The following is a 16,647-nucleotide window of genomic DNA, read 5'->3' on the forward strand; positions in this document are numbered from 1 at the left end:
TCAAAAGGTGTAGGTCAACTTGGTGTAGTAGGACCCGCCGGTGAAGCCGTACGGCACGCTGGTCACATAGAAACCGCTGCCGGTACTGGCGACCGCGCCGATGTTGTTCGGGTACTGGTTGAACAGGTTGTTGGCGCCGAGCGTCCAGGTGATGCGCCCGGACAGTGCGTAGGACGCTTCCAGATCGGTGATCCATTTGGCCGGCACGTGTTCGTCGTTGGCCGGGTTGTTTTCCAGCACGTCGAAGCTGCCGAAGCGGTTGACGCGCACGTTGAGCGCGAAGTCGCCGATCACCCAATTGCCGCCCAGCAGCAGCTTGCTGCGCGGCGTGCGCGACAGGTAGCCGCGCGAGGCACGGTCGAACAGTTCGTAGCCGGCGCCCAGCGAGTCCAGTGCGGCCGGGTTGTCGGCGATGCGGGTGATCTCGGTGGTGTTGTAGTTGTAGCCCAGGTTCCAGTTGACCCGGCCCCAATCGCCGGCCTCCATGCGCCAGGTCGCCACCACGTCCACGCCTTCGGTGCGGGTGTCGATGGCGTTGGTGAAGTACTGCGCGCTGTCGACACCTGACACGCCGGCGCGGGTGAGCAGGTCGGTGATCGCCGCACCGGTGATGTAGCCGGTCATGCCGATGCGGTCGTCCAGATCGATGCGGTAGGCATCCACGGTGAGGCTGAGCGCGCGCGTGGGGTTGTAGGTGAAGCCGATGCTGGCATTGGTGGATTCCTCCGGCTTCAGCGGTTCGGCCCCCAGTGCCAGCGCGGCGGGGGAATCCACCGGCAGCGTCTTGGCCAGGAACAGCTCGCGGTCGCCGTTGTCCAGCGTGCGCCAGCTGCTGTTGGTGGCCGCGTACAGGGCCTGCGCCAGGGCCGGCGCACGGAAGCCGGTGCTGGCCGCGCCACGCAGCGCGAAGGTCGGGGTAATGGCCCAGCGCGCGGTGAACTTGCCCACCGCGGTGTCGCCGGCCGAATCGTCGAAGCGCTCGTAGCGTCCGGCCAGGCCCAGCGACACGCTGTCGGCCACGTCCCAGGTCAGGTCGACATAGGCCGCGCCGCTGTTGCGATCCAGGCTGCCGGCTTCGTCGGGCTGGAAGGTGATCGCGCCCTGCGCGCCGGGCGGCGGCGCCTGCCCGGCGCGCGGATGCCCGGCCGGGAACACGTAGTTGCCGGCCGCATAGGCCGCCTGCTCGCCGGCCTGGATCTCGTATTTTTCGTAGCGATGCTGCACACCCAGCGACACCTGCAGCGGGCGCTCGGCCAGTTGCAGGCCGCGGGTGATGTCCAGGCTGGTGGTCCAGTCGGTGGAGGTCAGCTGGCCGAGATAGAATTCTGTGGGGCTGGTCGGCCCCAGGCTGGCGTTGAGCGTGTGCAGGCCGTCGCGTTCGGAGGCGTTGCTGCCGTAGCTGGTGGCCAGGTCCCAATCCCACTGGCCCCACAGGCCCTTGATGCCGGCGGTGAACTCGTAATCGGTCTCGTCGATGCGCAGGCGCGGGCTGTACCCGTCCGGATAGATCTCCTGCAGGGTGTTGTTGGCGTTGGGATTGCGGAACGACCATTCCAGGTCGCTCAGGCGGCGGCTGTAGGTGGCGTAGGAATACCCACGCAGCTCGCCGCCCAGGCCCAGTTCGGCGTTGTAGGACAGGTTGGCGCCCTTCTGCCAGGGCTGGCCGAAGTTGCGCGTGATCAGGCGGCTGGCGGTGGCCTCGCGCGGGTCCGGCTGGCCGTTGACCGGGTAGTACAGCCGGTAGTCGTCGGCCACCGGCACCGCGCGGTTGGAGGTCTGTTGATAGCGGGCGTCGGCGGCCAGATAGACGAAGCCGTCGCTACCCAGTGCCAGGCCCTTGCCGATGCTGGCGCTGCTGCTGTCGCCATCGGCGCGGTCGATGTTCTGGCCCCACAGGATGTCGGCCTTGCCGCCGTCGGCATCGGATTTGAGCAGGATGTTGATGACGCCGGCGATCGCATCCGAGCCGTATTGCGCGGCCGCACCATCGCGCAGCACTTCGATATGGTCCACCGCCGAGACCGGGATCAGGCTCATGTCCACCGGCACCGAACCGCGGCCGACGATGCCGGCGATGTTGATGCTGGCGGTGCGATGGCGGCGCTTGCCGTTGACCAGCACCAGGGTGTGATCCGGGTTGAGCCCGCGCAGCCCGCCGGTGGCGATGACATACGAGGTGCCGTTGCCGGATTTGGCCGGTGCATTGAACGAGGGCACCAGATCGTTGAGCGCCGCCAGCAGGCCCGGGCGGCCGGTCTTTTCCAGTTCCGCCGCGCCGATCACATCGATCGGGGTGGGACTTTCGGTGACGGTGCGCTGCACGCCGCGCGCGCCGGTGACCACCACCGCATCCAGGTTGCCGACTGCGGCATCTGCGGGCGGTGCGGCGGCTGGCTGCGTGGTTGCGGATGCGCCCACCTGTGCGTAGCCCGCACCGGGATGCCCGTGCAACGCGGCCGTCAGCGGCTGCGCCGAGGCCAGCGTGATGCGTTCGCCATCGTCTTGGACCACGCTCAAGCCGGTGCCGGCCAGCAACTGCCGCAATGCCACGCGCGATTCCAGCGTGCCCTGCACCGCCGGTGTGCGCACCTGCTGCAGATACTCGCCCGGCGCCACGATCTGCACGCCGGCCTGCCGCGCGAATTCGGGCAATGCCGCCACCGCATTGCCCTCCGGTAGCGAGAACGTGCGCCCCTGCGGTGACGCTGCCAACGCATGTCCCGCTGCCATCATTGCGGTTGCCGCCGCGATTGCCTTGCTCAAACGCCTGGTTGCTGCCTGCATCACTGCTCTCCGCTGGCGCGCGTGCGCCGCTGTCTGGTCGTCGTCACCGTTGTTGTCTTGCTCGCATCTGGTTGGATGCGCAGCCGCCGCGTTTCCGCCATCGACATCGACATCGACATCGACATCGCAGCTGCCGGCGGCCTGGCTGCAGATCGATGGGCATCACTGCGCGATTGCCCCGCGCAGATGGATGCCGCCACGGGTGTGTTCGATCTGCAGACCCATGCTCAGTGCGACGGCGCGTGCGAAGCCTTCCGGATCGTTGGCCGAGTACAGGCCGACCACGGTGCGTCGCGCTACGGCGGGGTCGTCGATCAGGATGCGCATGTCGTTGTAGCGGGCGAATTCGGCGGCCGCCTGCGCCAGCGTGTCGCCATCGAAGGCGATCATGCCGTCGCGCCAGACCAACAGCTGCTGCACGCGTTGCGCATCCAGCGGCTGCAGCTGCACTGCCCGCGTCGGGCTGACCATGGCCAGCATGTTGGCTGCCACCCGTTGCGGTGCGCGCTGGTCGGCATCCACTTCAACGGTGCCTTCGCGCACCACGACCTTGACTGCATCGTCCTGGCGGCGGCGCACGCTGAAGCTGGTGCCGACCGCGCGCACTTGCGAGCCGGCCGCCATCACCACGAACGGGCGGTGGCGATCCTTGGCCACATCGAACAAGGCCTCGCCGCGCAGCAACTGGATCTGGCGCCGGTTGGCGCTGAACTCCACCACCACTTCCGAGCCGGAGTTCAGCGTCACTGCCGAGCCGTCTGCCAACGGCAGCCGCAGCACCTCGCCGATGCGGGTGAGGTGATGGCCGCTGCCGGGCGCTTCACTGCCGGGCGCGCCATCATGCCCAGGGACGGACTGCTGCAATGCCAGCATGCCGGTGGCCGCAGCGACCACGCTGGCAGCGAGTGCAGCCAGCCAGGTGCCGCGTCGATGCGTGCGGCGTGCTTGCGTCGCTTCGGCGGTAAAGCCCTGCCCCAACGCACGCGCGCGATCGAAGTGCAGGTGCACTGCATGCGCACGCGCATAGGCGCCGCGATGGCGCACATCGGCGGCCAGCCAGCGGTCGCGCTGTGTGCGCTCGGCCTGGGTCAGGCGGTCGCCGTCCTCGCGTCCCACCCAGGCAGCGGCGATGTCGTCGATTTCGCTCATGCCTAGTGCCCGTGCTGCTCTTCGACGCGCTGCGACGCCACAGTGCCGGCAGTGGCGGCCGGTGCGGGGGCGGCACTGCGGCCCATCCGGGCCATCAGCAAACGCAGTCCCTTGACGATGTGTTTTTCCACGGTGTTCTCGCTGATTCCGAGCCGCGCGGCGATCTCGCGCTGCGACAGGCCGTCGACCTTGCGCAGCACAAATACCTGGCGACATTTGTCCGGCAGTGCCGCCAGCGCTTCACCGATGCGGCGCAGCTCCTGACCGGCAATGGCGTGGCGCTCGGGTGAGCGCTCGTCCTGTGTGATGTCCAGGCGCTCGATTTCCGCCACGCTTTCGATGGAAACAATCCTGGCGCGGCGCACCTGCTGCAGCAGCACCGACTGCGCGGCGGTGAACAGATAGGCGCGCGGGTTGGCGATGTGGGCCACCTCGCCCAGCCCGGCCAGGATGGCGTAGGTCTCCTGGATGACGTCGTCGCAATCGACGTTGCCGGGAGCGTGCTTGCGCAGCCAGCGCCGCAGCGCCGGCTCGTGCGGCAGGATCTGCGTCGCCAGCCAGGCGGCGCGCTGTGAGTCGATGGCCGGCATCTAGGCCATGGCCTGTGCGGTGTCGGCACGCTGCGGTGAGGACGTCATTGCATTCTCCGAGTGTCGAGCCAATCCCCTGCTCCCTTGTCAACGATGGACCAGGGGCACAGATCCGCCATTGCGTATGACGGGTGGGGTGACGTTGCGGCACTACCCGCCGCATCAATCGCGGTAGGTACGGGGTTCGGACCCTGGGTGCTGGGAGCAGGCGGGCCTGGCGCACCGACTGCGCGATCGCGCCAGATGCGAGCGCACGTCAGCGTTGCGTGCGCGGCCGATCGTCGCGATCGCTCAACGTGTCCACAGATGCGCATGCGCCAGACGTGCGTCACGTATCGCCATCGCGTCGCTGCCGTACCGGAGCGCACAACTCCGACCCGCGCCACAGCACGAGCGATGCACGCGTTGCAGTTCGGAAAAATACATCATTGAATCAATTGCACGGTGCGCGCGGCTCCGCACACTTGCGCAGTCCCCGCTGCCGGCGGCATTCCCCAGCTCACTCAGACACCACGCCCGGCTGCGTGCGTGTGGCTGCGCGTGCGTGTTCCATTCCCTGTCTGCGAGAGCATTGTCATGTCCACCGCATCGTCTCCGCTGCCGCGTCGGCAGCTCACCCGCCGCCTGTTGGCCGCCACCATGATCGCCACCGGCCTGGGCGCGGCCTCCAGCGCCAGCGCGGCATGCACGGCCGGCAGCTGGGTCGCGCGCGTCAATGAAGTCGGCATGCCGCCGGTGCGCTACGAAACGGCGCACTTCGCCTTCCGCTGGAATGGCAACGGCGTCTCCGATGCGGACGTGCGCGCCGCCGGCGAGCACCTGGAAATGGTCTGGGACACCTTCATCAATCGCCTGCAGTTTCCCGAGCCGTTCTGCAACGTGGCCACCAAGTACAAGGCCAACCTGCATCTGGACCCGAGCTTCGGCCTGAGTGGCGGTGCCACCGGCAGCGGCGGCATGGGCATGTGGATGGCGCCGGGCGGCCTGCGCGACCATTGGGGTCTGGCGCACGAACTCACCCATGCACTGCAGTACCAGGCCGGCGGTTTGCAGGAGTCCGAGTACACCGGCTGGATCTGGGAATCGCACGCCAACTGGATGACCCATCAGCTGCCGGAATTCCACAGCAGCGACGTGCATTGCTCCAGCATGCTGGTGAATTACCCGCATGTGTATCTGGGCTCCACGCGCGACCGTTATTGCAACTGGCAGTTCATGGAGTATCTGAAGAACCGCTACGGCTACGCCATCATCAACGACATGTGGAGCAAGGCGCCGCGCATCGATAACCCGGCGCGGCGCAGCGCCGATCCGTTCTCGGTGATCAAGGCCAACATGGGCTGGACGCAGTCGCAGATGAACGATGTATTCGGCGACTGGGCGATGCGTAACGTCAACTGGGATTACACCAATCCCGACGGCAGCGACCAGGGCGTGCTGTATCGGGCGCGCTACGGCAGCAATCTGTCGTTCGACCCGCAGCGCACCCAGGACTGGGACAACCGCGACCGCGCCTTGCGCATGACCGTGCTCGACCCGGTGGCCGGCCAGGCCAACCGCTATCGCGTGCCGTTCGAATGGGCGCCGCAGCGCTGGGGCTACAACCTGGTGCAGCTGATCCCCGCCAGCGGCGCCACCACGATGCAGGTCGCCTTCGAGGGACAGGTGCAGAGCGCACCTGCGGTCACCAGCCTGCCCGGCCTGCTCAACGACCCACCCAGCATTCCCAACCCGGACTCGGACTGGCGCTGGGGCGTGGTGGCCATCGACAGTACCGGCAAGGCACGTTACAGCACGCTGCAGCGCGGCGCCAAGGCCAACGTCAGCGTGCCGCTGAAGAGCGGCGACCGCGCGGTGTATCTGATGGTGATGGGCGCCCCCAGCACCATGCAGCAGATCAAGTGGGACCAGTCCTACTACGCGATCTACCGCTACCCGTGGAGCGTGACGTTGACCAATGCCGCGCCGGCCGGCAGTCAGCCCAACGCGCCCACGCCCACCCCGGTGGGGCGTCGCCACGCCAACGGCGGCGGCTGGGTCGCCAACACTGCCAACGTCGCCTCCACCGCTTACGTGGGGCCACGCGCACGTGTGCTGGCCGGCAATGTGCTGGGCAATGCGCGCATCGATGGCCGCGCCACGGTGATGGGCGGCACGGTGCAGGGCAACGCGGTGCTCGGCGGGCTCACCGTGTGGCATCCAGGCGCCACCATCGGCGCCAATGCGCAGGCGCATACGGTGTTCATGGGGCCGGGCGCGTTCGGTGCCATCAACGTCGGCGGCACCGCCCAGTTGCGTGGCGATGTCGAAGAACAAGGCGCCTCGCCTGTGCAGGGGGTGTTCTACGGATTTATCGATCCGGCCACGATGACCAACCCGGAGTTCGGTGCAGACCTGCGCCAGGCGGTGCCGGAAATCACCGCGCGACCGGCCGGCTGGTGATCTGGCGCAGCTGCACACAGCAACTGCGCATCAGTCCGACAAGACACGACAGACAGGCCAGGGACAGCCATCGGTGGACGCGCGCAACGCGTACGCCGATTGCGCGCGTCACTGGCAAGTGCGGGTCGCCTGGCCCGGTACGTCGGCTATGACTTGCTTGTTCCAGTCACCTCACCGCATCACCGCTGCCGCCCGTTCGAATCGGCGCGCGGTCCTTCGCGATGGGTGGGGTTGCCTGCGATCGCCTGCAGGCGTGCATCTGCTGCAGCGCCAAGGCCGCATGCGCACCAGCGATGCAGGTTGGCGCTGCCATGCATCACTGCACGTTCGACGCAGGCTCAATCCTCGAGTTCGGCCAACCGCGCGCGCACGCTGTCCACATCGACGTGCTCGCGCAGATGCAGCCACTGCCGCGCCCACACCGAGCGCAGCACGATCCAGGCGCCGAATACGCCCAGGCAGGTCGAGCCCAGCGCCAGCGTCAACGGATGCAACGGCGAGCCGCTGCCGGTCTGGAACAAATACATGAAGGCCCCGGAAAACAGCAGCCATACGCCAAACACCGGCCAGTTGCTGGCCAGCAGGCTGGCATGGGGCCGCTCGATCTCGCGCAGCAAACGGCGCAGTGCCTTGCGTTCGTCTTCGTCGCTGGACCTCATCGGCTGCCGCTCCCTAGTGAATGTCTGCGTTGAATCCCGGCTGCAGCGCGCTGCGATACACCGTTGCCGTTGCGCACGGGTTACGCCTGTTGCACGATGGACCACAGTTGCATCGCGTCATCCGCGCTGCACGCACCATCACACGCCAGGCGATGCGGTGGCCACTTGCCAGTGCCCGCCCTGCACCGCTTGCCGGCAGCCGCCGCCGCCGCCGTGTGACGTCATCGTTTGGCGGCCAAGTCTGCAATGCCATTGACCTGCACAAGCACGCAACGGGCGCTACGCATCGCCCGCTGCCTCACGGCCACCGCCATCACACCACGCGGCAGAACACCGCCTTGAGATAGCGCGATTCCTGCACATGCGCCATGAACGGGTGATCCGGACCGGCACCGGCCACCTTCAGGATCTGGATGGTGCGCCCGGAGAAATACGAGGCGCGCCGCAGCATGTCCAGGAACTCCTGCTCGGCCACCAGCCCGGTGCACGAGAAGGTGGCGAACAGGCCGCCGGGCTTGACCACGCCCAGCGCCAGCTTGTTCATGTCCAGATACTTCTTCAGCGCCGGGATCACCTGCTCGCGGTCGCGGGTCATCTTGGCCGGGTCCAGGATCACCACATCGAACTGCTCGCCGCGATTGGACGCATCGCGCAGCCACGGGAAGATGTCGGCCTGCACGAACTTCGGCCGCACGTTGTTGAGCTTGGCGTTGCCCTTGGCGATGGCGATCACGTCCTCGTCGATGTCCACGCCCAGCACCTCGGACGCACCGCGCGCGGCCGCATACACCGCAAAGCCGCCGGTGTTGCAGCACAGGTCCAGCACGCTCTTGCCTTCGACCTGCTCGCTCAGCCACTGGCGGTTCTCGCGCTGGTCGGCGAAGAAGCCGGTCTTGTGCGCACCGGCCGGGTCGGCACGGAACCTGATGCCGTACTCGGTGATCACCGACGCTTCGGTGGTGGTGTTGCCGTGGAAATCGAAGCTTTCCTGCTTCTGCACGTGTTCATCGGCAAAGCTGTGGAAGCGGCAGCCCGGGAACTGCGCGCGCAGCGCCTCGTAGATCCATTCGCGGTGGCGGAACATGCCGGCGGCGAAGAACTCCACCACCACCAGATCGCCGTAGCGGTCCACCACCAGGCCGGACAGGCCGTCGCCTTCGCTGTGCACCACGCGCCAGGCATCGGACACCGCGTCGAGCTTGAGCCAGTCGCGGCGCAGGCTCACTGCCGCGGCGATCTTGCGCGAGAACCAGCCCGCATCCACCGGCACCGACTGGTCGGTCTCCAGGATGCGCACGGCGATGCGCGAGTGGCCGTTGTAGAAGCCGCGGCCAACCCACTCCCCATCCACGCCGACCACATCGACGATGGTGCCGGGTTTGGGCTTGGCGGCGGGCTTTTCCACCAGCTTCTGGAAGATCCACGGGTGGCTGGAGCGCCACGCATTCTTGAGTCGGACGACGGGGACAGGAGTATTCATTCACCTATTGTATCCGGCTGGATTGACGTGCCCGGCCCCTGCCCGCAGAATCGGCGCCAGAAGGGGAGTAGCTCCCAACGTTGTCGCCGTCATGACGAGTCCTGCCAGCCAGGCTCCGGTGCAACGGCAACCGGCCAGGCCGGTTGCGAGCGAGACCTTCGCCGCGCAGGCGAAGGTCCGTCACCCGGAATCCACGATTTCCGTGTCACAAGGCCTCAGCCCACCGGCTGTCCAGGTCGTTTCACTTTTCGGGATTCTTTATGCAAACCATTGGCAATGTCTGGTTATGGGGCGGTTTCGGGGTCGTGGTGATCGCCGCGCTGCTGATCGATCTGGTGCTGATGCGCCATGGCGGCGCCCACAAGGTGACCTTCAAGGAGGCCACTTGGTGGAGCATCGGTTGGGTGCTGCTGGCGCTGGCCTTCAACGCCGGGCTGTGGTGGTACCTGCAGGGCACGCTGGGCGATGCGCAGGCCGACCAGATCGGGCTGCAGTTCCTCACCGGCTACCTGGTCGAAAAATCGCTGGCGGTCGACAACATCTTCGTGTTCCTGATGGTCATGACCTACTTCGGCGTGCCGGAGGAACAGCGCCAGCGCGTGCTGATCATTGGCGTACTGGGCGCGATTGTCCTGCGCGCGATCATGATCTTCGCCGGCTCGATGCTGCTGGCCAAGTTCCATTGGCTGCTGTACGTGTTCGGCGCGTTCCTGCTGCTGACCGGCATCAAGATGTGGTTTTCCGCCGGCAAGGAGCCGGATCTGGAAACCAACCCCGTGTTGCGCTGGATGCGCAGCCATCTGCGCCTGAGCCCGCAGTATCACGGCAACCTGCTCAGTGTGATGAAAGACGGCAAACGCTGGTTCACCCCGCTGTTTGTGGTGTTGATCCTGATCGCGGTGATCGATGTGATCTTCGCGGTGGACAGCATCCCGGCGATCTTCGCGATCACCACCGACCCGTTCATCGTGCTGACTTCCAACGTGTTCGCCGTGCTGGGCCTGCGCGCGATGTTCTTCCTGCTGGCCGGCATGGCCGACCGCTTCCACCTGCTGCCGTATGGTCTGGCGGTGATCCTGGTGTTCATTGGCACCAAGATGATGATCATCAATTTCTACAAGATCCCGGTGCTGGTGTCGCTGGCGGTGGTGGTCACGATCCTGGTTGCCACCATCGTGCTGAGCCTGCTGCGCCCGCCCAAGCCGGCCGGGCACTGAGGGGCTGGGATTCGGGAATCGGGAATCGGGAACGGTAGTTCCATGTGCATTGCTGGCAACTGCGCACACCGACTCTCTCGACTGGTCCCTGCCTGCCACCGTCGCGGGACCTTACGCGGCATGGATGCCGTGTAAGAGCCTACAGGGACGTACTTGCGGCGTGTCCCGCGACGGTGGGCGGGCAAGGGCCCTGCAGCCAAGCCGCAGATCGTCCGCCCTACGACCGACGCATCCCCGCCGTTCAATCACCTCTCAAGGCCGCCAGGATTCAGGCTCCAGGTCGCTGGGGCGTTCCCGGGCCGAACCGGTGGGGGCGGGATGCTGCGGCACGTTCGGTCGCGCGCCCCGGCCACCTGCGTGATGTCACGTAAATCGCTGCGCCAATGATCGGCGGCGGGACTGGATTATCCCGTCGCCGGGCCTGCTTATCCCGCGCCGGAGAGGCTTGTAAAAAAACCCACGCGACGCCATCCGTGAAGGTATGACACCGCCTCCTGTTGCCACCGACGACACCACCACCCAAGACCGCCTGGACCGTTCCAGGATCTTGCGTGCCTTCAACTTCAGCCTGGCGGCCGTGTTGCTGCTGGTGGCGGTGTTCACCGCGCAGGGCATGTTCGACTGGCGCGCCTGGGCGGTGGCGCCGCTGCAGGCAGACGGCCTGATCGGCATCCTCACCGCACCGCTGTTGCACGGCTCGCTCGCGCACCTGGGCGCCAACGCGGCGGCGCTACTGATCCTGGGCACGCTGGCCGGCAGCGTGTATCCGCGCGCCACCGCCATGGCATTGCCGTTGCTGTGGCTGGGCTCGGGCCTGGGGGCGTGGTTGTTGGGCGAGCCTGGCAGCCGCCATCTGGGCGCCAGTGGCGTCACCCACGGGCTGATGTTCCTGGTGTTCGTGCTGGGCCTGCTGCGCCGCGACCGCCCGGCGATCGCCACCAGCATGATCGCCTTCCTGTTCTACGGCGGCATGTTGGTGACCATCCTGCCGCACGAAGCCGGCGTGTCCTGGCAATCGCATCTGGGCGGCGCAGTGGCCGGCCTGATCGCCGCGCTGCTGTTGCGCCTGCGCGACCCGCAGCAGGCCAGGCCGCGCTACAGCTGGGAAGACGAGGACGAAGATGCTGCGTGGGAAGTGAACAACCCCGAACACGCGATGCTGGAACCGCCACCTCCACGTCAGGTACCGGTGCTCTGGCAACGCCAGGAAGACGGCTCGGAAAACGTGGTGCTGCACTTCCCGCCGCGCGAGCGCCCGCCGGGAACGTAGGAGCGCGCTTGCGCGCGATGGGGCGTTACCGAGAGGGCCTCATCGCGCGCAAGCGCGCTCCTACAGATCGCAGATGCGTTTAACGCGTTGCGCGCCCCTGCAATGCGCGCCGCGCCAGGCCCGGGTCGTCGGCGAAGAAGGCATCGATGCCGGCGTCCAGATAGGTCTTGAGTTCGGCCAGTGCACCGGCGTCGTTACGCTCGGTCACCGCGCTGCTGCTGCGGTTTTCGGCAGCCAAAAAGTAATTCTCCGGGCGGAAGGTATACGGCTGCACCTGCAGTCCTGCCGCATGCGCGTCGTGCACCAGGCTGGTCGGCGTGCCCAGGCGTTGCTGCGCATCCAGCGGAATGATGCTGCGGATGTCCGGGCCGATCGCATCGGCGTAGCTGGCGACCTGCTTCAGCCCTTCGGGCGTAATCATCTGCGCGTAGGTGCGCGGCGCGTTGCCCACGCCCGCATCGGGCAGCGCCATCTGCGCGCCGCCCAGCAGCTGCAGCAAGCGAATATTGCTATTGCGCCCGATCTTGCCGCGCAGGTAGCGCAGGTTGCCGGTCTCGAACGACTGGATCACCACCGGCGCGGTACGGGTGTAGGCATGCGCCTGCAAGGTGGTCAGCACCTTGTCTTCCATCGCCAGATTCAGCCCACTGAAATAGCTCGGGTGCTTGATCTCCGGAATCAGCCCGATCGTGCGCCCGGTCGCGGCAGATTCGGCTGCGACGAAATCGATGATCTCGTCGAAGGTCAAAATCTGAAACTGCCCGTCCCAGCGCTTGCCACGCAACTGCGGCAAGCGCTCGCGTGCGCGCAAGGTCTTCAATTCGGCAAGCGTGAAGTCCTCGGTGAACCAGCCGTCCATTGCCTGGCCATCGATGGTCTTGCGCGTCTTGCGCGCGGCAAACTCCGGATGGCTGGCCACATCGGTGGTGCCGCCGATCTCGTTCTCGTGACGCGCCACCAGCACGCCATCCTTGGTGGACACCAGGTCCGGCTCGACAAAATCCGCGCCATCGGCAATGGCTTTGGCATACGCGGCCAGGGTGTGCTCCGGGCGCAACGCGCTGGCACCACGGTGCGCAAAGATCTGCACCGTTTTCGCCAACGGCGCCTCTGCCAACGCGGGCCCGCTCATGCCGACCATCATCGCTCCCAACACCAACACACGGTGGAACTGCATCATGCCTCTCTCCAACGAAAAAGCAGCCATCAACACCCACTGCGTCACTGCCAGGCGAGCTCGGCCGATGATCGAGGCGGCGTGTACGACCGCATACCCCGCGTCCTCCCCATCGTCCGTACCCGCCTGACAACCACGCGCCAAGCCTTGCCAGCCACTCTAAAACCATCCACATCGGTCGACACGGGAATCAGTCAGCAGCAACAAGACCCGCTGTTACCAATCCCCAATCCCGACTCCCCAATCCCGTCGTCAGAACTTGGCATCCAGCGTCAGAAACACCTGCCGCGGCGCACTGGCGTGAAACGCCAGCTGCCGGCCATTCGGATCGCTGTTGGCGAACGCGGTGAGGTTGGAAGCGTAGCGCTTGTCGGTGAGGTTGGTGACGTTGAGCGAGAGCTTGAGCGCCTGCAACACGCCGACCTGGCCGAATTCGTAGCCGGCGCCGGCATCGAACGAGGTATAGCCGCCAAAGCCCTGATCGTTGGTGTAGGTGTAGAAGCGCTCACCGGTGTACTTGCCGCGTAGATTGACGTTCCAGCCGGCGTAGTTGAAGGCGATTTCGCTGGCGAACATGCGCTTGGGCGTATCGACCGTGGTCTTGCCGGCAGTCGCAATGATCACCCCGTTCTGCACGTAGTTGTCGTCATAGGTGGAGCGGTTGATCGAGGCCGAGTTGTACCACTGCAGGTAGCTGGTAGGCTTCCAGATCACCGTCAATTCGCCACCGCGGCTGCTCACCGAGCCAACGTTGAAAAAGCGCGTGGTGCAGGCGGGCGTGGTGCCCTGCTGGATGCTGGCGCAGGGGTTGAGCGAGAGCAGACGGTTGTCGAAGGTGACGTCGTAGCCGACCAGCGAGGCTTCGAAACGGTCGCGTACAAAGCGATAGCCCGCTTCCACGGTGCGCGATTTTTCCGGCTCCAGCGCACCGACGCTGGCATCGAACGAGGCCTGCGTCACCAGCAGCGGACCACCGGCACCACCGCCCTGGAACGCGGCGATGTTTTCTGCATAGGAAGCGAACACTTCCTGGCCTTCGGCCAGCCGATAGCCCAGCCCGATCTGCGGCAGCACCGACTCACTGGCCTTGATCGACCCGGTCGCCACCGGCGCTTCCACCGCGATGCCCGGCGTCTCGCGTGCGGTCATTTCGGTGCTCGGGCTCTTGATGCCCAGATCCAGGCTCAGACGCTCATCGAGAAACTTGAAGTTGCCCTGCACATAGAACTGCCGCGTGGTGATCACGTAGTTCTGCGAGAACAGGCGGCGGTTGGGATTCTGCAGGAACTTGTCGTCGCTGACCGGGCCATCGATCCAGTAGAAATTGCGCTCTACATCGTGGTGGTTGCGCTCGTACCACAGGCCGGCTTCCAGATGATGCGGGCCCAGGTCCCAGCCCAGCGAAGCGATGCCGCCGGTGCGGTTGATCCAGTAGTTGGTGCTGCGGATGGAGATCGGCAGTGCTTGCGGCGTGCCCGGATTGGAGGCCTGGCCCGGCGACCACCAGTGGCCCTGGCCCTTGTTTTCGTGGTGATAGACCTGGGTGTGCAGGCTGATCGCATCGTTGGGCTGGAAGTCGCCGGCCACGTAGAACAGGTCGTCGTCGCGCAACGCACGGCTCTGGTAGTACGCATCGTCCACGTTGTCCACGCCGCCACTGAAGCCGCAGCGTGCGGCATTGCGTGTGGCCGGCGCGCAGTACGCCGCTGCCAGGGCGCGGTTCCAGTCCGGCGCATACAGGTTCCAGTCCCAGCCCAGGCCGCGCGCCATGCCGCTCTTGGACAGATAGGAATAGTCGGCCTGCGAGGTGCGCGAGGTATCGGCAAAGGCGGTCAGTTTTCCGCCATCGAATTGATACACACCCTTGGCGTTGAACTGCCGCGTAGTAGTCGGCGATTCCGGGCGCGCCCACATGTCCGCGGTGGCTTCGATACCCGACAGATACGCAGAAAATCCGTTGTAGTCGCCGGTATCCACGCGCAGGAAGGTGCGACGGTTGGCATCGGACCCCACCGTCTGCGACACCTGCCCACCGAACACGCTGGACGGGTCGGCCGAGTAGTACTGGATGGTGCCGCCCAGGTTGCTGGTGGACGCGGTGCCCAACGCACCGATGCCCGACGCCAGCTCCACGCCGCCGAAGTTTTCTGCGATCAATGCGCGGCTGATGTTGAGGCCGTTGTAATTGCCGTAGGCGTTATCGCCCAGCGGCAAACCGTCGAGCGTGTAGCCCAGGCGCGTGCCGTTGAAGCCGCGCAGGCTGATCGTCTGCGACTCTTCATTGGCACCGAAGGCATCGTTGGATTGCACGTTGACGCCCGGCATCCGGTTGAGCAGTTTCTGGATGCTGGTGCCTGGCGGCAGCACCGGAATGTCCTGCTGGGTGATGCGCTGCACCTGGCGCGTTTCGCCCTGGCCAATCACCGATACCGCATCGAGTTGCTGCACGGTGGAACCGGTATCGGCGGACACCTCGGCCGGCGTATCGGCAGCACGTGCGGCTGGCGACAGCACAAGCGCGGTAAACACGGCAGCACTTAACAGATGGGTCTTGGGCATGAGAGGCATGGGGGAAGAGTCAAAAGATGACGGCAAGCGTGCGACAGCTGTCTTGCGTCGATGCGACGCCCAGATGACAGTGCCGAGACAACTACTGCGTATCCCGCGCTGCGACTGCGTTGTGCTGGCATGCGCGTGTCATCTGCACGTCGTAATCTGCGCGCTCGTCCAGTCGTGCTGCTTCGAGGAATCGTCATGGCCCACCGCATCGCTCGCCACTGCCAACAGACGCTGGCAGGCCTCGCCCTTGCCGCCTTGTTGATCGGCAGCGGCGTGGCCACTGCGCGGCAACCGGCAAAGCCGGCGGATTCGGTGCTCGCCAGCGACGCGCAGGGATATCTGGAAAAACCGCAGTTGCCCGACAGCCTGCAGCTGGTGCCGCCCCCGCCGCAGGACGGCAGTGCCGCGCTCGCCAACGATGAGGCCATCGCCAAGGCCATGCTCGCGCTGCGCGGCACACCGCGCTGGGACCTGGCCACGCGCGACGCGGTACTGAGCTTTCCCGATGCCGCCAGCCACTTCAGCTGCGCGCTCGGCGTGCAGATCGACCAGGCCGGCACACCGCATCTGCTGCGCCTGCTCGAACGCAGCATGCGCGACGCCAGCAGCAGCACCAGCGCCGCCAAGGCACGCTATCAGCGCCCACGCCCGTTCATGCGCAACGGACAACCGATGTGTACCCCGGCCGACGATGCGGCCCTGCGCAAGAATGGCTCCTACCCGTCCGGCCACACCGCCATCGGCTGGGCCTGGGGCCTGATCCTGTCGGAACTCGCTCCCGCCCAGCGCAACGCGCTCCTGGCACGCGGCCGCGCCTTCGGCGACAGCCGCCTGGTGTGCAACGTGCATTGGCAGAGCGATGTCCTGCAGGGCCGCATCATGGGCGCGGCCACCGTCACCGCGCTGCACAGCAACCCGGAATTTCAAAAGGATCTTGCTGCCGCACGCGGGGAGATCGCAACGGCCAAGCCTGTCGCACCGGATGCATGCGCGGTGGAAACAGATGCCTTGCAGGCCGTGTTGCCGGAAGTGCTCTAGGTAGCAGCGAAGCCTGCTCTGTAAGCAGGCAGCTGCCGTCCCGACCTGAGCACACTGATCTCGGCGCAGTGTTGTTGTCGAACTGGTCGGCCAGCGCGCATCAGGCACCATGCCGCCGGACGCAGGTGCGACAGCGACGCGGGAGCCTCCGCGCGCCAGGGGCGCTGGCAGCAGCGCGCTAGCGATGATCGATGCGCCACTGATTGATGGATCGAGCAGCCAAGCCATGCAGGACCGGCATCAGGCCGGACAGTGCCGTGCACTTTGCTGCTGGCGCTCCAA

General features: G+C 66.2%; 11 protein-coding genes. 4 read left to right on the forward strand and 7 right to left on the reverse strand.

Features of this window, described 5'->3' with window-relative positions; all coding sequences use genetic code 11:
- The 3 genes from VZ068_RS21650 to VZ068_RS21660 form a co-directional block, all read right to left on the reverse strand.
- Window positions 1–2,763 (reverse strand): TonB-dependent receptor, encoded by a 2,763-nt coding sequence (locus tag VZ068_RS21650; RefSeq protein ID WP_349656468.1) that lies wholly within the window; start codon window positions 2,761–2,763, stop codon window positions 1–3.
- Between the two features lie 183 nt (window positions 2,764–2,946).
- The gene (locus VZ068_RS21655; protein ID WP_349656469.1) at window positions 2,947–3,933 is read right to left on the reverse strand and encodes a FecR domain-containing protein; all 987 of its coding nucleotides are present in this window, start codon (window positions 3,931–3,933) and stop codon (window positions 2,947–2,949) included.
- A gap of 2 nt (window positions 3,934–3,935) precedes the next feature.
- Window positions 3,936–4,523, reverse strand: coding sequence for an RNA polymerase sigma factor (locus VZ068_RS21660; protein WP_259158819.1), 588 nt, complete (start codon window positions 4,521–4,523; stop codon window positions 3,936–3,938).
- Window positions 4,524–5,099: 576 nt separating this feature from the next.
- Here VZ068_RS21660 and VZ068_RS21665 point away from each other — a divergent pair.
- Entirely contained in the window at window positions 5,100–6,965 is a 1,866-nt protein-coding gene (locus tag VZ068_RS21665) for an Svx/AvrXca family virulence/avirulence protein (RefSeq protein WP_349656470.1), read from the forward strand.
- Between the two features lie 338 nt (window positions 6,966–7,303).
- Here the strand turns inward: VZ068_RS21665 and VZ068_RS21670 are convergent, their stop codons facing one another.
- Entirely contained in the window at window positions 7,304–7,624 is a 321-nt protein-coding gene (locus tag VZ068_RS21670; RefSeq protein ID WP_259158821.1) for a hypothetical protein, read from the reverse strand.
- A gap of 313 nt (window positions 7,625–7,937) precedes the next feature.
- A complete protein-coding gene (locus VZ068_RS21675) occupies window positions 7,938–9,104 on the reverse strand; it encodes a class I SAM-dependent rRNA methyltransferase (protein WP_349656471.1) in 1,167 nt (388 codons plus the stop codon).
- A 260-nt stretch (window positions 9,105–9,364) separates the two neighbouring features.
- Here VZ068_RS21675 and VZ068_RS21680 point away from each other — a divergent pair, with 260 nt between their 5' ends.
- Together VZ068_RS21680 and VZ068_RS21685 are read left to right on the forward strand one after the other, a co-directional pair.
- Window positions 9,365–10,321, forward strand: coding sequence for a TerC family protein (locus VZ068_RS21680; RefSeq protein ID WP_259158823.1), 957 nt, complete (start codon window positions 9,365–9,367; stop codon window positions 10,319–10,321).
- A 481-nt stretch (window positions 10,322–10,802) separates the two neighbouring features.
- Window positions 10,803–11,591: a rhomboid family intramembrane serine protease gene (locus tag VZ068_RS21685; RefSeq protein WP_259158824.1), complete on the forward strand. Its 789-nt coding sequence runs from the start codon at window positions 10,803–10,805 to the stop codon at window positions 11,589–11,591.
- A 79-nt stretch (window positions 11,592–11,670) separates the two neighbouring features.
- On the opposite strand, the gene VZ068_RS21690 is transcribed toward VZ068_RS21685, so the two are convergent.
- Window positions 11,671–12,771: a glycerophosphodiester phosphodiesterase gene (locus VZ068_RS21690; RefSeq protein WP_349656472.1), complete on the reverse strand. Its 1,101-nt coding sequence runs from the start codon at window positions 12,769–12,771 to the stop codon at window positions 11,671–11,673.
- A gap of 249 nt (window positions 12,772–13,020) precedes the next feature.
- Window positions 13,021–15,327, reverse strand: coding sequence for a TonB-dependent receptor (locus VZ068_RS21695; protein ID WP_259158826.1), 2,307 nt, complete (start codon window positions 15,325–15,327; stop codon window positions 13,021–13,023).
- 195 nt (window positions 15,328–15,522) lie between these two features.
- On the opposite strand from VZ068_RS21695, the gene VZ068_RS21700 reads away from it, so the two are divergent.
- Window positions 15,523–16,365 (forward strand): phosphatase PAP2 family protein, encoded by an 843-nt coding sequence (locus VZ068_RS21700; protein WP_349656473.1) that lies wholly within the window; start codon window positions 15,523–15,525, stop codon window positions 16,363–16,365.
- Window positions 16,366–16,647: the final 282 nt, after the last annotated feature.

This window comes from Xanthomonas sp. 10-10 (assembly GCF_040182365.1).
Lineage (GTDB): Bacteria > Pseudomonadota > Gammaproteobacteria > Xanthomonadales > Xanthomonadaceae > Xanthomonas > Xanthomonas arboricola_F.

What these genes read in the sequence shown, in the direction of transcription:
- VZ068_RS21690 (WP_349656472.1), bottom strand. Translation starts at nt 12,771, where the DNA reads ATGATGCAGTTCCACCGTGTGTTGGTGTTGGGAGCGATGATGGTCGGC.
- VZ068_RS21670 (WP_259158821.1), bottom strand. Translation starts at nt 7,624, where the DNA reads ATGAGGTCCAGCGACGAAGACGAACGCAAGGCACTGCGCCGTTTGCTG.
- VZ068_RS21680 (WP_259158823.1), top strand. Translation starts at nt 9,365, where the DNA reads ATGCAAACCATTGGCAATGTCTGGTTATGGGGCGGTTTCGGGGTCGTG.
- VZ068_RS21695 (WP_259158826.1), bottom strand. Translation starts at nt 15,327, where the DNA reads ATGCCCAAGACCCATCTGTTAAGTGCTGCCGTGTTTACCGCGCTTGTG.
- VZ068_RS21685 (WP_259158824.1), top strand. Translation starts at nt 10,803, where the DNA reads ATGACACCGCCTCCTGTTGCCACCGACGACACCACCACCCAAGACCGC.
- VZ068_RS21675 (WP_349656471.1), bottom strand. Translation starts at nt 9,104, where the DNA reads ATGAATACTCCTGTCCCCGTCGTCCGACTCAAGAATGCGTGGCGCTCC.
- VZ068_RS21660 (WP_259158819.1), bottom strand. Translation starts at nt 4,523, where the DNA reads ATGCCGGCCATCGACTCACAGCGCGCCGCCTGGCTGGCGACGCAGATC.
- VZ068_RS21665 (WP_349656470.1), top strand. Translation starts at nt 5,100, where the DNA reads ATGTCCACCGCATCGTCTCCGCTGCCGCGTCGGCAGCTCACCCGCCGC.
- VZ068_RS21655 (WP_349656469.1), bottom strand. Translation starts at nt 3,933, where the DNA reads ATGAGCGAAATCGACGACATCGCCGCTGCCTGGGTGGGACGCGAGGAC.
- VZ068_RS21700 (WP_349656473.1), top strand. Translation starts at nt 15,523, where the DNA reads ATGGCCCACCGCATCGCTCGCCACTGCCAACAGACGCTGGCAGGCCTC.